Source organism: Corynebacterium sp. MSK122 (genome assembly GCF_030229435.2).
In the GTDB taxonomy this organism is placed as follows: Bacteria; Actinomycetota; Actinomycetes; order Mycobacteriales; family Mycobacteriaceae; genus Corynebacterium; species Corynebacterium marquesiae.
Genome location: NZ_JASPHV020000030.1, coordinates 1 through 18616 on the forward strand (window position 1 = coordinate 1; position 18616 = coordinate 18616).

Annotated in this window: 20 protein-coding genes; 6 read left to right on the top strand and 14 right to left on the bottom strand. The window is 63.4% G+C overall.

Going from position 1 to position 18616, the window contains the following annotated elements; genetic code table 11:
• Window positions 1-2220, bottom strand: a 2220-nt coding sequence (gene topA / locus QP934_RS10405; RefSeq protein ID WP_419127482.1) for a type I DNA topoisomerase, incomplete at its 3' end; no start/stop codon positions are given.
• Between the two features lie 248 nt (window positions 2221-2468).
• On the opposite strand from topA, the gene QP934_RS10410 reads away from it, so the two are divergent.
• Window positions 2469-3098, top strand: coding sequence for a DedA family protein (locus QP934_RS10410; protein ID WP_419127483.1), 630 nt, complete (start codon window positions 2469-2471; stop codon window positions 3096-3098).
• Between the two features lie 16 nt (window positions 3099-3114).
• Here the strand turns inward: QP934_RS10410 and QP934_RS10415 are convergent, their stop codons facing one another.
• Entirely contained in the window at window positions 3115-3318 is a 204-nt protein-coding gene (locus QP934_RS10415; protein ID WP_005323097.1) for a cold-shock protein, read from the bottom strand.
• Window positions 3319-3494: 176 nt separating this feature from the next.
• Between QP934_RS10415 and QP934_RS10420 the strand changes: the two genes are divergently transcribed.
• Window positions 3495-5858, top strand: coding sequence for a Zn-binding domain-containing protein (locus tag QP934_RS10420; RefSeq protein WP_419127484.1), 2364 nt, complete (start codon window positions 3495-3497; stop codon window positions 5856-5858).
• A gap of 23 nt (window positions 5859-5881) precedes the next feature.
• Here QP934_RS10420 and QP934_RS10425 read toward each other — a convergent pair whose 3' ends face one another.
• From QP934_RS10425 to ssd, 7 genes are read right to left on the bottom strand one after another with little or no spacing between them, the layout of a single operon-like run.
• The gene (locus QP934_RS10425; RefSeq protein WP_419127485.1) at window positions 5882-6208 is read right to left on the bottom strand and encodes an Rv3654c family TadE-like protein; all 327 of its coding nucleotides are present in this window, start codon (window positions 6206-6208) and stop codon (window positions 5882-5884) included.
• Window positions 6201-6515 carry a hypothetical protein gene (locus tag QP934_RS10430; protein ID WP_299137524.1) on the bottom strand — a complete coding sequence of 105 codons (315 nt, stop codon included), beginning with the start codon at window positions 6513-6515 and terminating at the stop codon, window positions 6201-6203. Before QP934_RS10430 ends, QP934_RS10425 begins: the two co-directional genes overlap by 8 nt.
• 55 nt (window positions 6516-6570) lie before the next feature.
• Window positions 6571-6759, bottom strand: a complete 189-nt coding sequence (locus QP934_RS10435) for a DUF4244 domain-containing protein (RefSeq protein ID WP_198492408.1) — start codon at window positions 6757-6759, stop codon at window positions 6571-6573.
• Between the two features lie 24 nt (window positions 6760-6783).
• Entirely contained in the window at window positions 6784-7380 is a 597-nt protein-coding gene (locus QP934_RS10440; RefSeq protein WP_337888406.1) for a type II secretion system F family protein, read from the bottom strand.
• Window positions 7377-8165: a type II secretion protein F gene (locus tag QP934_RS10445; RefSeq protein WP_340419365.1), complete on the bottom strand. Its 789-nt coding sequence runs from the start codon at window positions 8163-8165 to the stop codon at window positions 7377-7379. Before QP934_RS10445 ends, QP934_RS10440 begins: the two co-directional genes overlap by 4 nt.
• Complete coding sequence (locus QP934_RS10450; RefSeq protein ID WP_419127486.1) at window positions 8158-9336, bottom strand: TadA family conjugal transfer-associated ATPase; 1179 nt, start codon at window positions 9334-9336, stop codon at window positions 8158-8160. Before QP934_RS10450 ends, QP934_RS10445 begins: the two co-directional genes overlap by 8 nt.
• Complete coding sequence (gene ssd, locus QP934_RS10455; protein WP_239274096.1) at window positions 9333-10400, bottom strand: septum site-determining protein Ssd; 1068 nt, start codon at window positions 10398-10400, stop codon at window positions 9333-9335. The genes QP934_RS10450 and ssd overlap by 4 nt, the downstream gene beginning before the upstream one ends.
• Before the next feature lie 460 nt (window positions 10401-10860).
• On the opposite strand from ssd, the gene QP934_RS10460 reads away from it, so the two are divergent.
• Complete coding sequence (locus QP934_RS10460; RefSeq protein ID WP_337888403.1) at window positions 10861-11742, top strand: HAD family hydrolase; 882 nt, start codon at window positions 10861-10863, stop codon at window positions 11740-11742.
• On the opposite strand, the gene QP934_RS10465 is transcribed toward QP934_RS10460, so the two are convergent.
• Window positions 11739-12455: an oxidoreductase gene (locus QP934_RS10465; protein WP_419127487.1), complete on the bottom strand. Its 717-nt coding sequence runs from the start codon at window positions 12453-12455 to the stop codon at window positions 11739-11741. The genes QP934_RS10460 and QP934_RS10465 overlap by 4 nt on opposite strands.
• A gap of 108 nt (window positions 12456-12563) precedes the next feature.
• Between QP934_RS10465 and QP934_RS10470 the strand changes: the two genes are divergently transcribed.
• Together QP934_RS10470 and QP934_RS10475 are read left to right on the top strand one after the other, a co-directional pair.
• Window positions 12564-13067, top strand: coding sequence for a phage holin family protein (locus QP934_RS10470; protein WP_419127488.1), 504 nt, complete (start codon window positions 12564-12566; stop codon window positions 13065-13067).
• A gap of 119 nt (window positions 13068-13186) precedes the next feature.
• Entirely contained in the window at window positions 13187-14101 is a 915-nt protein-coding gene (locus QP934_RS10475; protein WP_419127489.1) for an alpha/beta fold hydrolase, read from the top strand.
• On the opposite strand, the gene QP934_RS10480 is transcribed toward QP934_RS10475, so the two are convergent.
• From QP934_RS10480 to nth, 4 genes are read right to left on the bottom strand one after another with little or no spacing between them, the layout of a single operon-like run.
• Window positions 14098-15294 carry a MarP family serine protease gene (locus QP934_RS10480; RefSeq protein WP_337888401.1) on the bottom strand — a complete coding sequence of 399 codons (1197 nt, stop codon included), beginning with the start codon at window positions 15292-15294 and terminating at the stop codon, window positions 14098-14100. The two genes, QP934_RS10475 and QP934_RS10480, sit on opposite strands and share 4 nt — an antisense overlap.
• 57 nt (window positions 15295-15351) lie before the next feature.
• The gene (locus QP934_RS10485; protein WP_337888400.1) at window positions 15352-16053 is read right to left on the bottom strand and encodes a CoA pyrophosphatase; all 702 of its coding nucleotides are present in this window, start codon (window positions 16051-16053) and stop codon (window positions 15352-15354) included.
• Window positions 16050-16613 carry a TlpA family protein disulfide reductase gene (locus tag QP934_RS10490; protein ID WP_419127490.1) on the bottom strand — a complete coding sequence of 188 codons (564 nt, stop codon included), beginning with the start codon at window positions 16611-16613 and terminating at the stop codon, window positions 16050-16052. The genes QP934_RS10485 and QP934_RS10490 overlap by 4 nt, the downstream gene beginning before the upstream one ends.
• Window positions 16614-16622: 9 nt before the next feature.
• Window positions 16623-17279 carry an endonuclease III gene (gene nth / locus QP934_RS10495; protein WP_419127491.1) on the bottom strand — a complete coding sequence of 219 codons (657 nt, stop codon included), beginning with the start codon at window positions 17277-17279 and terminating at the stop codon, window positions 16623-16625.
• Window positions 17280-17619: 340 nt separating this feature from the next.
• Between nth and glxR the strand changes: the two genes are divergently transcribed.
• A complete protein-coding gene (gene glxR, locus QP934_RS10500) occupies window positions 17620-18303 on the top strand; it encodes a CRP-like cAMP-activated global transcriptional regulator GlxR (protein WP_198492397.1) in 684 nt (227 codons plus the stop codon).
• Window positions 18304-18616: the final 313 nt, after the last annotated feature.

The following is an 18616-nucleotide window of genomic DNA, read 5'->3' on the forward strand; positions in this document are numbered from 1 at the left end:
AGATGTGTATAAGAGACAGGCCTTCTCCCGCTCATCCTCGCGGACGACTTCGGTGACATACGGGCCGAAGCGACCTTCCTTGGCTACGATCATGCGGCCGTTTTCCGGGTTCTCGCCCAGCTCGCGGCCGCCCTGCGGGGTGGCGAAAAGCTTTTCCGCCAGTTCCTCGTTGAGGCCATCCGGGGTGACGGTTTCAGACAGGTTAGCGCGCTGATACTCGATGCTGCCGTCGTCGTTAGTGCCAACGGCGCGCTCGATATACGGGCCGTAGCGGCCCACGCGGACGAAGACGTCGCGGCCCTCGGTGTCAGTGTAGAGGCGCAGGGAGTTGACCTTGCGGGCGTCGATGGCTTCCAGGTTGACGTCGATAAGCGACTTCAAGCCGCCGTGACGGGCAATGGAAGCCGCCTTCTGCTCGTTGGCCTCGGCGTTGCCGAAGTAAAAGCCGTTTAGCCAGGCGGTGCCATCCTCGATACCGGTGGCAATCTGGTCTAGCTCGTCTTCCATGGAAGAGGTGAAATCGTAGTCCACCAACTCGGTGAAGTTCTCCTCCAACAGGCCCACGACGGCGAAGGCAACCCAGGAGGGCACCAGCGCATTGCCGCGCGAGACCACATAACCGCGGTCCTGGATGGTCTTGATGATGGACGCGTAGGTAGACGGGCGGCCGATTCCCAAGTCCTCCATCTTCTTGACCAGGCTGGCTTCGGTATAGCGCGCCGGCGGGTTGGTGGAGTGGCCCTCGGCGGTAACCTCCTTGGCGGTCAGGGCGCGGCCCTCCTCCAAGTGCGGCAGGCGGGTCTCGCCCTTCTTATCACCCTTGGCGTCGTCAGCGCCGTAGGCCTTCAAGAAGCCGGGGAAGGTAATGGTGCGGCCGGTGGCGGAAAATTCCACGTCGTAGCTGCCCTTATCGGTGGCGGCGGTGCCGGCTACGGTGACCTTCATGGAGGTTCCCTTGGCATCGGCCATCTGGGAGGCGACGGTGCGCTTCCAAATCAGGTCATAGAGCTTAAACTCCTCCGCATCCAACTGGCCAGAGAGCTGGCCCGGGGTGGCGAAGGACTCGCCGGCCGGGCGGATGGCCTCGTGGGCCTCCTGGGAATTTTTCACCTTGCGGTCATATACGCGCGGGGAATCAGAGACGTATTCCGCGCCATAGATGCTGGTAGCGGAATTGCGCGCAGCCGACAGGCCCTGCTTAGAGAGCGAGGTGGAGTCAGTACGCATATAAGTAATGTGACCGTTTTCGTACAGGCGCTGCGCAATGCGCATGGTGCGCTCAGAAGTAAAGTGCAGGCGGCGGCCGGCCTCCTGCTGCAACGTCGACGTCATAAACGGCGCATAGGGCTTGCGCGTATAGGGCTTGTGTTCGACCCCAGCGACTTCCATGCCCGCGCCTTGGAGCGCAGACTCCAAGGTCTTGGCCTGCGGCTCGGTAATGACAATGACGTCCTTGCTCTTGACGTTTCCGCGATCATCAAAGTCGCGGCCCAAGGCCACGCGCTTGCTATTGACGGCCGTGAGGCGGGCGTCGAAAGTAGCGGGGTTATCCGCATCCGCAGCGCCGGTATCTAGCGTGGCGGCTAGATCCCAGTAGTCCGCGGGGATGAACGCCATGCGCTCACGCTCACGCTCGACGATGACGCGGGTGGCCACCGACTGCACGCGGCCAGCAGAAAGCCGCGGCATAACCTTCTTCCACAGCACCGGGGAGACCTCATAGCCGTAGAGGCGGTCGAGGATGCGGCGGGTTTCCTGGGCGTCAATAAGGTTGTAATCCAGATCGCGGGTATTGTCCGCGGCCTCCAGGATCGCGGACTTGGTGATCTCGTTAAAGACCATGCGGCGCACTGGGACCTTGGGCTTGAGGACCTCCAGCAGGTGCCAGGCGATGGCCTCGCCCTCACGGTCGGGGTCTGTTGCGAGGTAGAGCTGATCGCACTGCTTCAGCTTGGACTTGAGGTCCGCGACCTTCTTCTTTTTATCGGGGCTCACCACATACAGCGGTGCGAAGTCATCTTCCGGGTTCACGCCGAGGCGCGCCCAGGATTCCTTCTTATACTTAGCCGGCACGTCCGCAGCGCCGCGGGGAAGATCGCGGATATGGCCCACGGAGGCCTCCACGATGTAGTTATCTCCGAGGTAAGGCTGAATCTTCTTCGCCTTCGTCGCCGACTCGACGATCACCAAGGTCTTTCCCGGCCCGGCTGCTTCTGCCACTTCGACTTCATCCCTTTCGATGATGCGAACAATAAGGTATGCACGCTTTCAGCAATCGCCCCTAGCGTACACAGTTGATCTGCATTTCCTGTCTCGCACCATATACGCGGTACTGCCAAAAGGCCGTTTTCAGGGGCACTATGTACCCCCACAGAACGGGTCTATACTGGCCTACTTAGAACGCCCAGTAGCTGTGAAAGCATTGTGGGGCACAATAGCACACCCAAGACGACGCCCGCGGAGGATTCATGGTTGACACCATCACTATGTGGATCGAAACCGTCATGTCCACAGAGTGGATCTACCCGCTGGTCGGCGTGCTGATCTTTGGTGACTGCTTCTTCCCCGTCCTGCCTTCTGAAATCCCGCTCAATATGGCCGGCGCTTGGTCCGGCTCCCAGGGCTTTCCGCACCTGCCCACCATGTTTTTCGTGGCGCTGATTGCCGCAATGATGGGCGATAATCTCTGTTTCCTACTAGGCACACGGTTTATGCCCCTACTCCAGCGCGTGCCTAAAGGTTCAAAGGCCTACGAGGGGCTCAACTGGGTCAAGCGCAATATGCGTCGCGGCGGCGGTGCGGCCATTATTATTGCCCGCTTCATTCCTTCAGCGCGCCTGTTTATGACCATCCTGCTGGGATCGATGCGCTTCCCGTGGATCGTCTTTGTCTTCTTCGACACCATCGGCGTCGCGCTCTGGGCAGCCCAAGCGCTCGCCATCGGCTACTTGGGCGGCATGGCCTTTTCCAATTCGCCCGTGCTGGCTGTGGTGGTCAGCATCATCGCCGCGGTCATCATCGGCGTGGGCCTGCAGAAACTGCAGAATAAGCTGACCGAGTGGTGGGATACCCGCCGCGGCTACGCAGAAACGCCGTAGCGAGGGAACGGGCCGTCTAGATGACGGACACGGACTGGGCCTGCTCGCCCTTCGGTCCGGAGCCTACCTCGAAGGTGACCTGCTGGTTTTCTTCCAGAGTACGGAAGCCACTGCCCTGAATCTCGGAGTAGTGGACGAAAATATCGCCTTCGCCGTCCGCGCGCTCGATGAAGCCGTAGCCCTTTTCAGAGTTAAACCACTTAACGGTTCCTTGTGCCATGGTGTGCAGTCCTTTTCTTGATTAGCGGTGCGGCGATTCCGCGCCGAGGGGTTCGGTAAATGCGTCCTTTAGCAGTACCTTAAAGTGTAAACACCGCACCAAGACATCATTGGCCTCATATCAGTGTGACACGTTCCACGCCAAAGCGATAGGCCTAACCCACGAGGGGGTAGAAATTGGCTCACCCGGAAACGGATAATCCCCTGGGGGAAGAGCTGCTCGAGTTCATCCAGCGCCGCCTCGATGAGTCCACTCTCACATTTCATACCACCCTGCCGCCGCAGCGTGCGCAGTATGCCGAGTGGCCCGAATGGGTGCTGCCGGAGTTGAAGGAGAAGCTGGTCGAAGGGGGCGTCGGCAAGCTGTATAGCCACCAAGCGGAGCTGGCGCAGGCGGCCTGGGCCGGCGAGGATGCGGTGATTTCTACCGGTACGTCCTCGGGAAAGTCCCTGGGCTACCAGCTGCCCATTTTGAGCCGACTGGCGCAGGAGCCGACCGCCTGCGCGCTGTATCTCACCCCCACCAAGGCGCTGGGATCGGACCAGTTGCAGGCGGTGCTCGAGCTGTGCCGGGGCATTCCGGCGCTCAAGGGCGTGGTGCCCTCGCCCTATGACGGCGATACGCCGCAGGAATCCCGCGCGGGCGTGCGCGATCATTCGCGGTTCATTTTCTCCAACCCGGATATGGTGCATATGTCGCTGCTGGCGGCGCATGCGCGGTGGGCGCGGCTGCTGCGGCACCTGGAGTTCATCGTCATCGATGAATGCCATTCCTACCGGGGCGTATTTGGCGCGAACGTGGCGCTCGTGTTGCGCCGGCTGTTGCGCTTGTGCGCGCACTATGGCTCGCGGCCGACGGTAATTTATGCCTCGGCCACTATGAAGGACCCGGGCCGGCATGCGCAGCGCCTTACCGGCCGGCCCGCCCGCGCGATTACGGAGGACACCGCCCCCACCGGCGCGCGCACCGTGGCGCTATGGGAACCGGGTTTTATCGAGGGGGCCGAGGGCGAGCACGGGGCGCCGGTGCGCCGCGCCGCCACCACCGAGGCGGCCGAGATGATGGCCTCCTTCATCGCCGAGGGCGCGCGCACCATGACCTTTGTGCGGTCGCGCCGCTCGGCCGAGGTAGTGGCCATGCGCGCGGCCGAGGTGCTCTCCGGTAGCCTCGGCCGGCCCGATTTTGCCCAGCGCATCGCCGCCTACCGCGCCGGTTACTTGGCCGAGGACCGCCGCAAGTTGGAGCGCGCGCTTGACGATGCCTCCTTGCTCGGCGTCGCCACCACCTCCGCCCTCGAGCTGGGTATCGATGTCGGTGGGCTCGATGCCGTGGTCACGGCAGGTTTCCCGGGGACCGTCGCGAGCTTTTGGCAGCAGGCCGGGCGCGCCGGCCGCCGCGGGCAAGGCTCGCTCGTAGTACTCATCGCCCGCGATGAGCCGATGGATACCTACCTGGTCCACCACCCTGAGGCCCTGCTGGGCCGACCGGTGGAGGCCAGCGTTTTCAACCCGGCCAATCCGTATATCCTCTTCGGCCACGTCTATTGCGCTGCGGTGGAAAAACCGCTGAATGATGCCACGATTGCCGCTTGGGGCGCGCAGGACGTGGTTCACCAGCTGGCCGAATCTGGCCTGCTGCGCCGCCGCGAGCGCGGCTGGTTCGCCGTGCCCATCCCTGCTCATTCACCGGAGGAACTCTCGCCCGAAACGGCCCATACCGCGGTTTCGCTGCGCGGCGGGGCGGGCGAGGAAGTCATGATCGTAGATTCCTCCGACGGCCGCCTGCTCGGCACCATCGATGCCGCCCGCGCTACCAGCCAGGTCCACCCCGGCGCGGTGTACCTGCACCAGGGCGAAAGTTTTGTCATCGAGGAGCTCATCCTCAGCGATTACCTGGCGCTGGCCCGGCCCGAGGCCCCGGACTATTCCACGACTCCGCGCTCCACCACGGATATCCGCATCCTGCACGAGGCCGATAACCTGGTCAATTACTCCCCAGGACTGTGGGTGGCGGACGTGGAGGTGGAGGTCACCGACCGCGTCACCGGCTACCAGGTGCGGCTTGCCGACGGCACCATTGGCGACGATATCCCCCTCGATCTCCCCGAACAGCGCCTGGTCACCCGGGCGGTGGCCTATACCATCGATCCAATGGCGCTTGCCGCGATGGGGGTTACCGCCTCCGATACTCCCGGCACCTTGCACGCGGCCGAGCACGCCGCGATCGGCCTGCTACCGCTTATCGCCACCTGCGACCGCTGGGATATCGGCGGTGTGTCCACCGCGCTGCACCCCGATACGCAGCTGCCCACCGTCTTTGTCTACGACGGTCACCCCGGCGGCGCCGGTTTTGCCGAGGAGGGCTTTCGCCGCTTCCCCGAATGGATCGCGGCCACCTTCGAGGCGGTGCGCTCCTGCCCTTGTGAATCCGGGTGCCCGTCGTGCGTGCAATCACCGAAGTGTGGAAACGGAAACAATCCGCTCAGCAAGGAAGGCGCCATCAAGCTACTGGGTGCGCTGGTCACCATGACGCAGGGCTAGGCGCACTACTGCTTCCTGCCAGCTCATACCGGCCCGGCCTTCGCTTGAGTGGAGCGGCCACGGACCGTGGCGGTGACGATGACGTCGCGGCCGGACTCGGTGCAGGTTTCTAAGGTGGCGTCGTTGAGCGCGGCGGTATCGCGCGCGGCGGCACAAGCATCTTCACCCGTAGCGAGGGCCCAGGCACCGGCAACCGCCGCGAGGTCGGCCGCCACCTGGGCCTCGTGTCGCGCGGCCACGCGCGAGCCCACTGCCGCCACGATAAGCAGCAGACTCACGATGGCGACGATGATGCCGGCTGCGGCAATGGTGGCATAGCCTTCCTCGCCGCAGCGCTTCGGCTTATCCATTTCCGCCCACCTCGGCTGGAAATACCGCCTCGGAGCGCATGGTGCCGATGGGGGCATCAACGCTTACCGACGCCCTCACCAACCCACCGCTTTCTTCCACGCTGACCTGGGCATCCTCGCGCGGGGGATGGTATTCGACGCCGATGGCGTGCGAACGCGCGGCTGCGCCCGCCATGTCCACCGCGGCGATATAGGATGCCAGCGTGGCAATAGCACCCACGATTCCCGCCGCGACCAAGACCAGGGAGCTTAAAGCCAAGGCGGCCTCGATGGTCACGGAGCCATCGTCATCAAATACCCTGTGCATCATTCCTCCTTTCTGCCGGCGGGTTGGGCCCGCCGGCCGTGGTTAGAGAGCGGCGCTAGCTCGGGGTATTCGAGAGGGCGTCGGTAATGATGCCCTCGATGGCATCGACCACCCCGCCGCCGTTGATGACCATGTAGAGCACCCCGGCAAGCGCGGCGGCCGCCAGAGAACCCATGGCATATTCAATGGTGCTCATACCCTCGTCATTGCGGATGAGCTGGGAATACTTCTGAAGTGCGTGCATGATTAGTGTCCTTTCACGTGAGGTTTAGAGAAGTTGCGCGCCCAGGCTGATTACTACGGGCGCAAGGCCTAGAACGATGAATGCTGGCAGGAAGCACACCGCCAGCGGGAGGGCGATAAATACTCCTGCGCGCTCCGCCTGTGCTGTGGCGTGGGCGGATGCTTCCGCGCGCAAAGAAGTACAGATTCGGTGGCATCCGGCCGCGATAGTGGCGCCGGATTGGCCCGACATGATGACAAGCTGCGCTAAGTCCTCCAGCCCCGCATGGCCCTTCATGTGGCCCCACGCTGACTGCGCGGGAACACCCACCCCGAGTAGCGCGGCTACGGTCTCCCACAGCTCCTTAGTCTGGGCATCCGCGGTGCGGGCCACCGCGGTGGTGGCGCCGTGCACGGAGAGCCCTGCGGCCAGGCACGCTGCGAAAAGTTCGACGTCGCCAGCTACTGCCAGTGGATCCAGCGGTGCGGCGGGCTTGAGCTTGCTTATCAGTCCCCCGCGCTCGGTCGGGCCATCGCGCGGGGTCTTGGCGGTGGTCTTGGTTGCGCTGGCAGGTGCCAAGCGGGCGGTGTGCGGCGGCAGGCCAATAAGGGTGGCGAGGGCGATAAAGATGAGCGGGGTCATGCGGCCGCCTTCCGGATAATGACGCGCGACCAGGCGAACCCGCCGCAGGCCAGCGTCACGCCCACCACGAGGAGAATGCCGCCTAATCCGCCGCCTAAGAGGAAGCCGAGCGAGTTGGCGCCCATGGCCCCTCCCATGGCGATGCCGGCTATGGGCAGGCACGCGAGCACCGTGGCGGTTGCTTGGGGGCCTTGCAGACTAGCGGAGGTGGATTGCTGGTGGCGTCGGGAAGCGTCGAGGCGGCTTTGCGCTTGGTCGAGCAAGCTGGCCACCGCAATGCCGTGGTAGGTGGAAAGCTCTAATAGGTGGCCTAAGCGGTGAAGCTCTGGCAGGGCCTTGCCGCCTTGCGTATCTATCAGCGCCATGTGCGGCGGCGCACCGCGCGCGGCGAGGGTGGCCGTGGATTCTAGTGCTGCGGATACCTCGCGCGGGGTGGTGGCTGGAAGGGACTCCACGCCGTGGGCGAGCGCGCCAGCCAGGGTCGCCCCCGCACGCAGGTCCGCGGTGACCACGCCCAGGTAAGCAGCCAGCCCCTCGCGGCCGCGTCGCTCTGCCCGCGCAGCCACTAAGTCTTTGACGTACCAGGACACGCACCACGCGATAATGGCGGCAGCGATGGCGATGCTAATGCGTCCCACCGAGTAGAAGACCAGGCTGCCGCAAAAGACTGCGCCTAGGATCACCACGGAGCTGGTCTGTGCCCGGCGCGGGGCGGAGGCCAAGCGACCGGCACTCGAGGGCGCGGGTATTAGCAGCGCAGCAGCAAGGATGAGGTAGCTAAGCATGGCTGACCTCCCCGGCATGCTCTCCCAGCAACTGCGCGGAGAATTCCGCGAAGCCTTCTGCCGGGCCATCTTCGGCGCTCCAGATGATGCGCGGAGTCACTGGGTTTCCCTCGAGCAGCCCGATATGGGCGAGGCGGCGGCCCTGTGGGGTGCGCTCCATGGTCAACACCATGTGCACAGCCGCCGCCAGTTGCGAGTGCAGCGCCGCGCGGTCCAAGCCGCCGAGGGCGGCGAGAGCCTCCATGCGGGCTGGTACTTCAAAGAGAGAATTGGCGTGCAGCGTGCCGGCGCCGCCGTCGTGGCCGGTGTTGAGCGCGGCGAGGAGATCCACCACCTCGCGGCCGCGGATTTCGCCCACCACGATGCGGTCCGGCCGCATGCGCAGCGCTTGGCGCAGCAGTTGTGACATCGTGACCTCGCCGCTTCCCTCCGCGTTGGCCCGGCGCGAGACCACACTGACGCAGTGCGGGTGGTGTGGGGAGAGCTCAGCGGTGTCCTCGATAACGAGGATGCGTTCACGCTCGGAGACGGTTCCCAAAAGCGCGGAGAGCAGGGTGGTTTTGCCGGAACCAGTGCCGCCTATGACTAGGAAGGAAATCCGCTTGTCTACCACGGCGCGCAGCAGTGCCGCGATGTCTTCTGGCAGGGTGCCATTGTCTACAAGCTGGGGCAGGGTTGTCTGCGCTTGGCGCAATACGCGCAGGCTCAGGCAAGTCCCGGCCACTGCGGGTGGGCTCAGCAGTGCGTGGACGCGCAACACGACACCATCGGGGCGAGTGACGCGGCCATCGGCAAAGGGCTGCGCATCATCGAGGCGCGTGCCTGAAGCTGCCGCAAGTCGGCTGGCCAGCTGGCGGACCTCGGCATCATCGCGGAAGGTGATATCGGTGCGCTCGAGGCCTTCGCCGCGGTCCATGAATACCGCGTCTGGCCCGTTGACTACGACGTCTGTGACGCCCTCGCGCCCCAGCACCGCATCGAGAGGCCCCATCCCGGTGACGTCTTGGCGCAGGCGGCGCAGCAAGTCAAGCACTGCAACGTCACTAATCACGCCGGCTTCTGCGCGAATGCGCCGGGCAAGGGCTGCAGCATCCTGGAACAAGTTAGGCTCAGCGGCAATGATGCGCTGCATCTTTTCCAGCGTTTCTTGTGCTGCTTTATGCTCGCTCATGCGCCGACCTCCTCGAGGACCGCGCGGGCAGCCTTACGCAAGGGTGCGGGGAGGCGCTGCGGTAGGCCGCCGATTTCTACCGTGCGGGTGAGACCCCGGAGCGTTGGCAATTCTGCCAGCACCGTGCTGTGGACGATGCGTTCTACTTCCGCCGCGCTTAGCGACGCCCACTGGCGTTGCCGCAGCACCACCACGCACCTGCGCCGCGCGGCATCGAGACGCACCAGAAGCTGCGCGGCCGACGCGGCCGAGCGCACCTCCGCGGCCACCACGATGACCACGTGGGTACAGGCATCTGGGATGGTCTCCGGGGTGCAATCCACCACGCATACTCCCTCGCCCGCATGGGCCGCACCTACCACCCGCGCGAGCAGATCCTTTTCTAGGCGGAAGGGATCCGCGACGGTGCTACGCGCGGCGGAGAGCACCGCTACCCCATCAGGCGTGGATGGCAGCGCGCGGTAGAGATCAGCGGCATCGATGCTGCCATCGCCTACGGTAAGCTCCGGCCAGCGCGCCCCCGGTTCCGCTTCTACGCCGAGCAGGAGGTCGAGGCCGCCGGAGCATGGGTGGGCGTCAACAAGCAGGGCGCGACCGTCGACTGCGCTCTGGGTGCGGGCCAACGCGGCCGCAAAGGTAGAAGCGCCCACCCCACCGCTCGCGCCAACCACAGCGATGGTCGCACTGCCCGGCCGCGCTTCCTGCGGCGCGCCCGCCGCGGCAATGCTCGCCAGCAGCTCCTTAACCTGGGCGGGGATAATAAAGGCGCTCTCCGCATGGCAGGCGAGCGCCGCCTCGTAATCAATCGGTCCGGGGTCCGCGGCCAAGAAAAGCACCGGCGCAGGCGCGGTGTGGGTGCGCCGCGCTGCTGCCACCACGCGGGCCATCAAGGAATCAACCAGCACCGCATAGGCGCCGGGCAGGCTGCGTGGGATATCGCGGGGATCGGTTACGGTCAGCACATCGTGGCTGGTCGCAGCCGCGGCGTGAACGGCCTCGGCGCGCAGCGCTTCGTCACCAATGGCGACGACGATGACGGCGGAATCAGGGTGTAGTGCGTTCATGCCTCATAGCCTGAAGCATTCGCGCAACCGCAGCGAGGCTTTGGCGGCAGTGCTGTGGATAACTCGCCAGAAGTCACCATGTGGACCTAGTTTGGTTGCCGTTTCAACCAAAAATCTGTGGATAACCCGCTCCGCACGGCGGTAGATATAGGTGACGGCCCGCGCATCGGGGGGGGTGCGCGCGGGCCGTCAGTAACCCGGCCTCGGGGGGGGTGAGCCGGGGCAGGCCGCACGGTATATCGGGGCCTTGCACGGATTATTATGACATGTTCGCCACCCAATCACAACAGCTAACAGCAGATTTCCACGGTCACGGCGCTGACCTGCGCCGAATGCATGTTCACTCAGCGCCACCCCCACGCGGGTTCCTAATCCCACATCAGTGGCATATAAATCACCGTTAACGTCAGCCACTTCTACATCATCATGCGCTTAGGGCAGCTACACTCGGCAGCACATCATGACTACTTCCCGCGAGCCCCGTCATCCCCGCCGCACCGCCACCACCCGCACCGGCGGCGACCCCGCACGCACCGCGGCGTTTTTCGATCTCGATAAGACCATCATCGCCACCTCCTCGGCCTATGCGTTTGGCCGCGAATTCCTCCACAACGGGCTCATCTCGCCGGCCGAAGCACTGCAGCTATCACTTGCTAAGGCCAGCTATATGTTCTCCGGCCTGACCAGCGAAGGCATGGATTCCACCCGCGACCAGCTCACCGCAATGGCTACGGGCTGGTCCGTGGACGAGGTGCGCGCCATCGCCCGGGAGACCATGCACCACGTGGTCACGCCCTCCATTTATGCCGAGGCCCGCGAACTTATCCGCGCCCACCGCGCCGCCGGCCACCACGTGGTCATCGTCTCTGCCTCCGCGGCCGTGCTGGTGGACATCATCGCAGAGGAACTCGGCGTCGAGCACGTCATCGCCACCGAGTTGGCAGAGGAAAACGGCCGTTTTACCGGGGAGGTGCTCTTCTATTGCAAGGGCCCCAATAAAGCGGCGGCCCTAGAGCAGACCGCAGCGGCAGAAAACCTCGACCTTAATGCCAGCTACGCCTACTCGGATTCCGCTACGGATATCCCGATGCTGGAAAAGGTAGGCCACCCCGTCGCCGTCAACCCAGACAAGCAACTAAAGCGCCATGCCCTCGCCCACGAGTGGGATATCCGCTCCTTTAAGGACCCGGTGCCGCTCCTTCCTGCTCCGACTGCCAAGGAAATTGGAATCGGCGCCTCCGTTCTAGCAGGTACAGCAGCAGTTATTGGCGCCGGACTGTGGCTAACGCAGCATCCGGGCCGCCCTGACCCGCCCAAGCGGGGCTCACGGCGCGCCTCTTAGGCCGCGCGGGCAATCGCGTCGGCTTCTTTGCCACCGGCGGTCCAGGCGGCGAGGTGGGTTAAGAGGGTGCCGGCAAGCGCGGTGCGATAATTGCCCACCGCGGCGGCATAGTCGGCGCGGTGGCGGGTGTAGTAGACCTCGGGCACGGCGAAACCGCGCGGGTCAAAGCCCGTATGCACCGCGGCGAGGCGGGAGGCAACGCGGGCGACGAGGCCACTGCGCGGGCCAAAGAACTCGCCGGCGGCAATCTCGGCATGAACCACACTCGGCAGCAAGAGATCGAAGGCGGGACCGCCACCCTGCGCGATGAGCCGGCCCAGCCTTTGCAAGCGCACACTCTCGCCGGCCGGAATGCCGGTACCGCCGGCTGCGACGTCGATGCGCGCCAGTACCTGCAGCGGTGCTCGGGCAAAGGAGCGCACCGTGGCATCTAAGAGTTCCGGGGCGGCCACGGAATAGGCGCTGACAGCGCTGGCCAGCGGCCCTTCTTTCATATCTTCCGGTCCCGGATGTGGGGGGATGGCGTGGCCGTCCAGCGCCACGCTGGCTCGGGCGCCGCGCATGAGGGACTCCGCAGAGATAACCTCAAACTTACGCAATCCTGCAGGTCGGCGGTGTGCGCGGGCGATGGCAGCGGCGGCCTTTTCTGCACTTTCTTTCACCCCCGGCAGGCGAAACAGCGGGGATAACGCGTCATTTTCTGACATATCCATTAGGATAACCGTGGAAGTCCCTAAGTATGCGTGGCACCATGGGATAATAGTGATTCCATTATTATTGGGGACATTACAAGGTTTAGATAAACGCGAGGAGAATTAATCGTGAGCAACGACGGACTTTTTACCGACGGTACTGATCAATTTGCACCGAAGGTGAACTCGATCCCTTTGAGTGACGTGGATACGTCCTCGTCCGAGACCTCGGTAGGCCAGCTGGTCTCCAACGCTACCGAGCAGATGTCCCAGCTCGTGCGCTCCGAGGTGGAGCTAGCCAAAACCGAGCTGGCAGAGTCCGCTAAGAAGGGCGGCATCGGTGCAGGCCTCTTCGGCGGCGCAGGCACCATCGCACTGTATAGCTCCTTCTTCTTTTTCTTCTTCCTGGCCGAGCTTCTCGCCGTCTGGCTGGACCGCTGGGCAGCGTTCCTGATCGTCTTCCTGATCATGATCGTCCTCGCTGGCATCCTGGCCTTCGTTGGCCTGAAGAATGTCAAGCAGATCAAGGCCCCGCAGAAGACCATTGACTCCACCAAGGAGCTCAAGAACCTGGTTCCGGGCAAGGCGCAGAAGTCCCTGGACCGTAAGAACACCCACGGCCTCTACACCTAAACCGGCACGCGCCACGCGTACGTGCACCCCTCTATCCGCCCTAGCTAGCCTGGGGCGGATTTTGTGTACTTCCTCCCTTTTCTCTACCGTTTCTGCCCCAACTATAGAAAGGCGGCACCATGGCCTTCGCACCCCTGCCTCCCTCAACGGTGGAGCTGGATGGACCTTATGCGCATGAGTTCGTCCATACCCGCGGCATCCGCTTGCACGTCGCCACGGCGGGCGATAGCACGCAGCCACTCGTGGTGCTTATCCACGGCGCTTTTGGCGGGTGGTTCGACTATCAAGAAGTCATTGCGCCGCTTGCGCAGCGCGGATTCCATGTCGCGGCCGTGGATATGCGGGGGTTTGGCATGTCCGATAAGCCACCCATTGATCCGGGACAGGATATCCGTACCTTGGTGGGCGATATCAGCGGTCTTATCCAAGCCTTGGGCCACGACGACGCCTTTGTAGTAGGCGCCGATACCGGCGGCGCGGTGGCTTGGTGCCTAGCTGCTGAGCGCCCCGAGCGGGTGCGCGGCTTGGTTTCCATCTCCGCCGCCCACCCGGTGGATCTGCGCCGCGCGATTGCAGCCCAGCCGTGGGATTTTGGGTGGATTAACCTGCGCTCACTGCTATGCCGCCTGCCCCGCGTCACCCGCGCCCACAACCTACTGCTTAGCCCGCGCGCCTACCGCAAGGAGCTGGATCTGGATACGGGGCCTTCGCTTGCCGACGCCACCCTAGAGCGCATCCTCGATCTCCGCCTGCGCGCATCCCGCATCGGCAGCGTCCGCCGCGGAATCTTGTGGAACCACCGCATGCGCACCGCCGTGGTCCCCTTGAACTGGGTAGAACTGGCAGTAGAGCGTCCCGTACTTTTCATCCACGCCCAGCAGCGACTGTGGAACCCCGTGGTCCGCCGCGCCGCCCTACGCGCCCGCCGCGGATTTACCGCCACGACCGTCCCCGGCGCGAAGAACCTTCCACACCTGGAAGTACCAGCGGATTTCGTTGCCACGCTGGCGGCGTGGCTGCAAGAACACAGCTAGTGCGCCACGCACTCGCCGGTATCTACCGGGTGGGTAAGCTGCGTGATGTCCCCGATCTGGGCATTGACCTCATCAGCGGTTAAGGCATAGCCCGTCTCGGAATCATCCACCGAGGCACCGAAGACCACGCCGAGAACCTCGCCGGCCGTGTTGACTAGCGGCCCGCCGGAATTTCCTTGTTGAATCTTGCCGCGCACGGTGTAGGAATCGCGCTCCACATTCCCATGCGAATAGATATCCGGGCCGGAAATGGTGATGCGATCGCGCACGCGGGCCATCTCGGCGTCGAAAGGCCCGGAGTGCGGAAAGCCCATGACCATCGCATCATCGCCCGTTTGGGCCGGGGTCTGGGCCCACGGCAGCGGATCGATGCCTAGGTCGCGCGAGTGCAGCACCGCCACATCCACATCCGGGTTGTAGTAGACCACGGTCGCGTCCTTAAGCCCCAGCTTTGTATCAAGGCGCACGGTCTGTGTGCCGGCTACTACGTGGGCATTGGTGATCACGTAGTCATCGGCCGCCACGAAGCCGGAACCCATGAGGCGGCGGGAGCACTCTTCGGCGTCGCCAAGCACGTGAATGATGGAGGGCCGCATGCGGCGTACCAGCTCCGGATCCTGCACGTCTGGGTCCGGCTCTTCTACTTCCTCGGTGCTCATCGAGTTTTGCCACGGCGAGACTAGCGGCGGCAGGCCGGACTCATTGAGCATCGCCGCCACGCCATTGGGCAGCGCCGCTACCCGCGCTGGCGCGGCCGAATTAAGGTTGCCCAAGATGCGGGAATCGCGCAGGCCCTCACCAGCTGCACCGCCTAGGTTGGTGGCCACGGGGATAGAAATGAGCCACATAACCACCAAGGCGGCAAAGGCCTGGAAAATCGCGCCCACGGTGGAATCGAGGCGCTGCGTCTTGCGCGCCTTCATGCGATCGCGCACGCTGCTACCTAACGAGGATCCGATGAGCTGCCCGATGCCCACAAAAAGCACCAGGACTCCCACCAATAGCAGCAAGCGCAACGATGGCTGATCCACCAGGCGCAAAGCGGCCGGGGCCACGGCAATGCCTAGCACTACCCCAGCGCCCACACCAATGGAGGCCAATACCGCCGCGAGGGCGCCATTGCGCCACCCGCTCAGGAGCGCTATGAGGACGGCGACCACAATCAGGCCGTCAACGATGAGCGCAGGAGTCATGGCTATGGGTTCTTTCTATCTGGGGTTTAAGACGTATGCATACCGCGGTACCAGCGGTTAGGACATCTTCTCATTATTGCGGGAGTTTGTGAGGGAGTCACGCAGGTCCATGACTGAATTGTTATCCCATGGAACGCTCCACCCGGCGTGCTGCAATAGTGCCGAGAGCACGCCGGCGGTAAAGCCCCAAATGACGTAGCCATTGGCGTGAAATGCTGGTCCTTGCCACTTTCTAAAGCCCACCATGAAGCGGTTGCGCGGATCGACCAACTCCCGGATAGGCACGAGAAACACGTCATCGGTTTCATCGGGGCTGGCGGGATAGACCTCCCCCGGTTGGGTCCAATGCGCCAAAATGGGGCTCACCGGATTGCCGGTGGCGCGGATATGCAGCTGCTCCCACTGCTCCAGCGGGGTCACGGAATTGCGCTGCAAGTCCGTTTCCTCCCAGGCTTCCCGCAGCGCGGTATCCACCAGGGAGGTATCGGCGGGATCCCGGCGGCCGCCGGGAAAGGCTATCTGGCCCGAGTGCGAGCGCATGGACGGCGAGCGATGCGTGAGCAAAATGCTGGCCTCTTCCGCACTCTCACCGCTCAGTAGCATGAGCACGGCCGCTTCCCGCTTGACCGGCACCTGCGCATTGGTGCCGTTAAGGGACGAAGCCTGGCGGTTGCCAATGAGCTCTTGCACCTGGCTGGGGTCTACGCCTAGCGCCGGCTTGAGCCATTCTGGTGTGTGCTCGGGAAGGAGTTGACTCATGCCGCAATCGCCTCCTCCACGGCCTTTTCAATGTCCGCTGCGGAACTAAACGGCTGCGCAAATTGCTTGCGCACCTCACCGTCCTTAAGCACCACAGTCACCGGCACCACACCCGGCAGACCCAGCTCACCGGCAAACTTATTATCCGAATCCTGGAAGCTGGGCAGCTCCACGCCCAAGTCATTCAAAAAGGCCGCGCCATTTCCTGCGTTCTTATCCGCGTGCACGCCCACGACCCGCCAGTCCGGATGCGCGTCCGCCACATCCTGCAGGTAGGGAAGTTCCGCGCGGCACGGCTCGCACCACCACGCCCACACATTGACCACGCTGACGCCTTCATCGGCGGGCTTTCCGGCGGCCGTACCGCCTAAGCACTCCAGCCTTACTCCTGCCACGGTGCCGGCCGGGCAGTCCGGGCGCTGCGGGACTTCTTGCTGGGAAGCCTCGCTTGGCGACGCCTCCTCGGATCCGCCCCCACCCCGTAACTGCGAGACCCCCACGACCGCGATAACGGCAATGAGGATCGCGGCAATCACCGTGCCAAGGACGTAGTTCTTCATACCGTTAGCCTAGCGCCCACGAGCGGCTGGACACATATCCCACAGAATGCAAGCATCGCACTCCGGCGTGCGCGCATGACATACCTGGCGCCCGTGGAAGATGACACGGTGTGAAAACATCGTCCACTCTTCTTCCGGCACGAGCTTAGCGATGTCCCGCTCAATCTTGACCGGCGTCGACTCCCCCGTCAGCCCAAGCCGCTGCATGAGGCGGCCGAAGTGCGTATCCACGGTCAGCCCGGGGATCCCGAAGGCGTTTCCGAGCACCACCAGTGCAGTCTTGCGACCAACACCGGGCAGGCTGGTCAGTTCCTTGACCGTGCGCGGGACCTCGCCTTGAAAATCTGCCACCAGCTTCTCCCCGATACCTAAAAGGTGCCCCGCCTTGGCGCGCTGAAAGCCCAACGGCCGCAGTATGCTCTCCAAGTCCGAGCGCTGCGCGGCCGCATAATCCGCCGCCTCTGGGTAACGGGCAAAGAGTTCAGGGGTCACCGAATTCACCCGCTCATCCGTGCATTGCGCGGAAAGAACGGTGGCAATGAGCAGCTGCAGCGGGGAGTCATAATCCAAGGCACACCGTGCATCCGGATACTCCTGCGCCAAACGTCGATTTACCTCCGGTGCGCGCAGCTCCGGCGCGCTGGCCGCTGACAGTGCTGAATTCATGGGGTTTAGCTTAGTAGACTAGGAAAACATGATTTCACTCGTGATTCTGGTACCAGTTGCCATCGCCCTTTTCGCCCTCCTGATGGAAAAGCTCGAGGCAGTCGTTTTTGCTGACTAGGCCGCAAAACTGCTGGCCTGAACCGTGCACTAGCACGAGTAGAGTTTCTATAGTGTGACAAAATTTCACTGAAGTACCAAAAGTGACCAATTACACTGTAAGATGAAACGCGTTACACAGTGACCCCGCTTGTTCCGCATTGTCGAGTGCATGAAAGACCGCACCCAGATGTGGCACAGGCTCATCTATGGACTTTCGCAGTCGACATCCAAGGAGTAAAACGTGGAAGGCGTACAGGACATCCTCTCCCGCGCCGGAATCTTCCAAGGCGTTGATCCCGTTGCAGTGCAGCACCTAATCGAGCAGATGGAGACCGTGCGCTACCCGCGCGGAACCACCATCTTCGACGAAGGCGAGCCTGGTGATCGCTTGTACATCATCACCTCGGGCAAGATTAAGCTCGCCCGCCACGCCCCGGATGGCCGCGAAAACCTGCTGACGGTCATGGGCCCATCCGATATGTTTGGCGAGCTGTCCATCTTCGATCCGGGCCCGCGCACCTCCTCCGCAGTGTGCGTGACCGAAGTTCAGGCCGCCACCATGAACTCCGAGCTGCTCAAGAAGTGGGTTGATGACCACCCCGAAATCGCCCAGCAGCTGCTGCGCGTGCTGGCTCGCCGCCTGCGCCGCACCAACGCCAACCTGGCTGACCTCATCTTTACCGACGTTCCGGGCCGCGTGGCAAAGACCTTGTTGCAGCTGGCTAACCGCTTCGGTGTTCAGGAAGGCAGTGCCCTGCGCGTGAACCACGACCTCACCCAGGAAGAGATTGCCCAGCTGGTGGGCGCTTCCCGTGAGACCGTCAACAAGGCGCTGGCCACCTTCGCGCACCGCGGTTGGATCCGCCTCGAGGGCAAGTCCGTGCTCATCGTCGATACCGAGCACCTCGCCCGCCGCGCTCGCTAAGACCGCGCCAGCCCGCTACCCCGCTTCGGCGGGGTCTCGTTGGTTTTGCCCCCTTTAACCAGTTCCGCACCGCACTTGTGGCCACGGTAGCTTCCACACTGCATCGCTTGGGCCATACCGCGGCCGTACGTCGGCCCTGCGCGCCTCCTGCCTCAGCCCACAGCACAATTAAGGGCTAAAGGTCAGAAGGGGATGCGGACGGAATTTTGGAGAATTCCATCATGAATCGTTCGTATACCAAAGAAGAGCGACGTCGAGCCATCCAGGTTTATAAACGCACGCAATCAGTTACCAAGACTATTCGTGAGCTTGG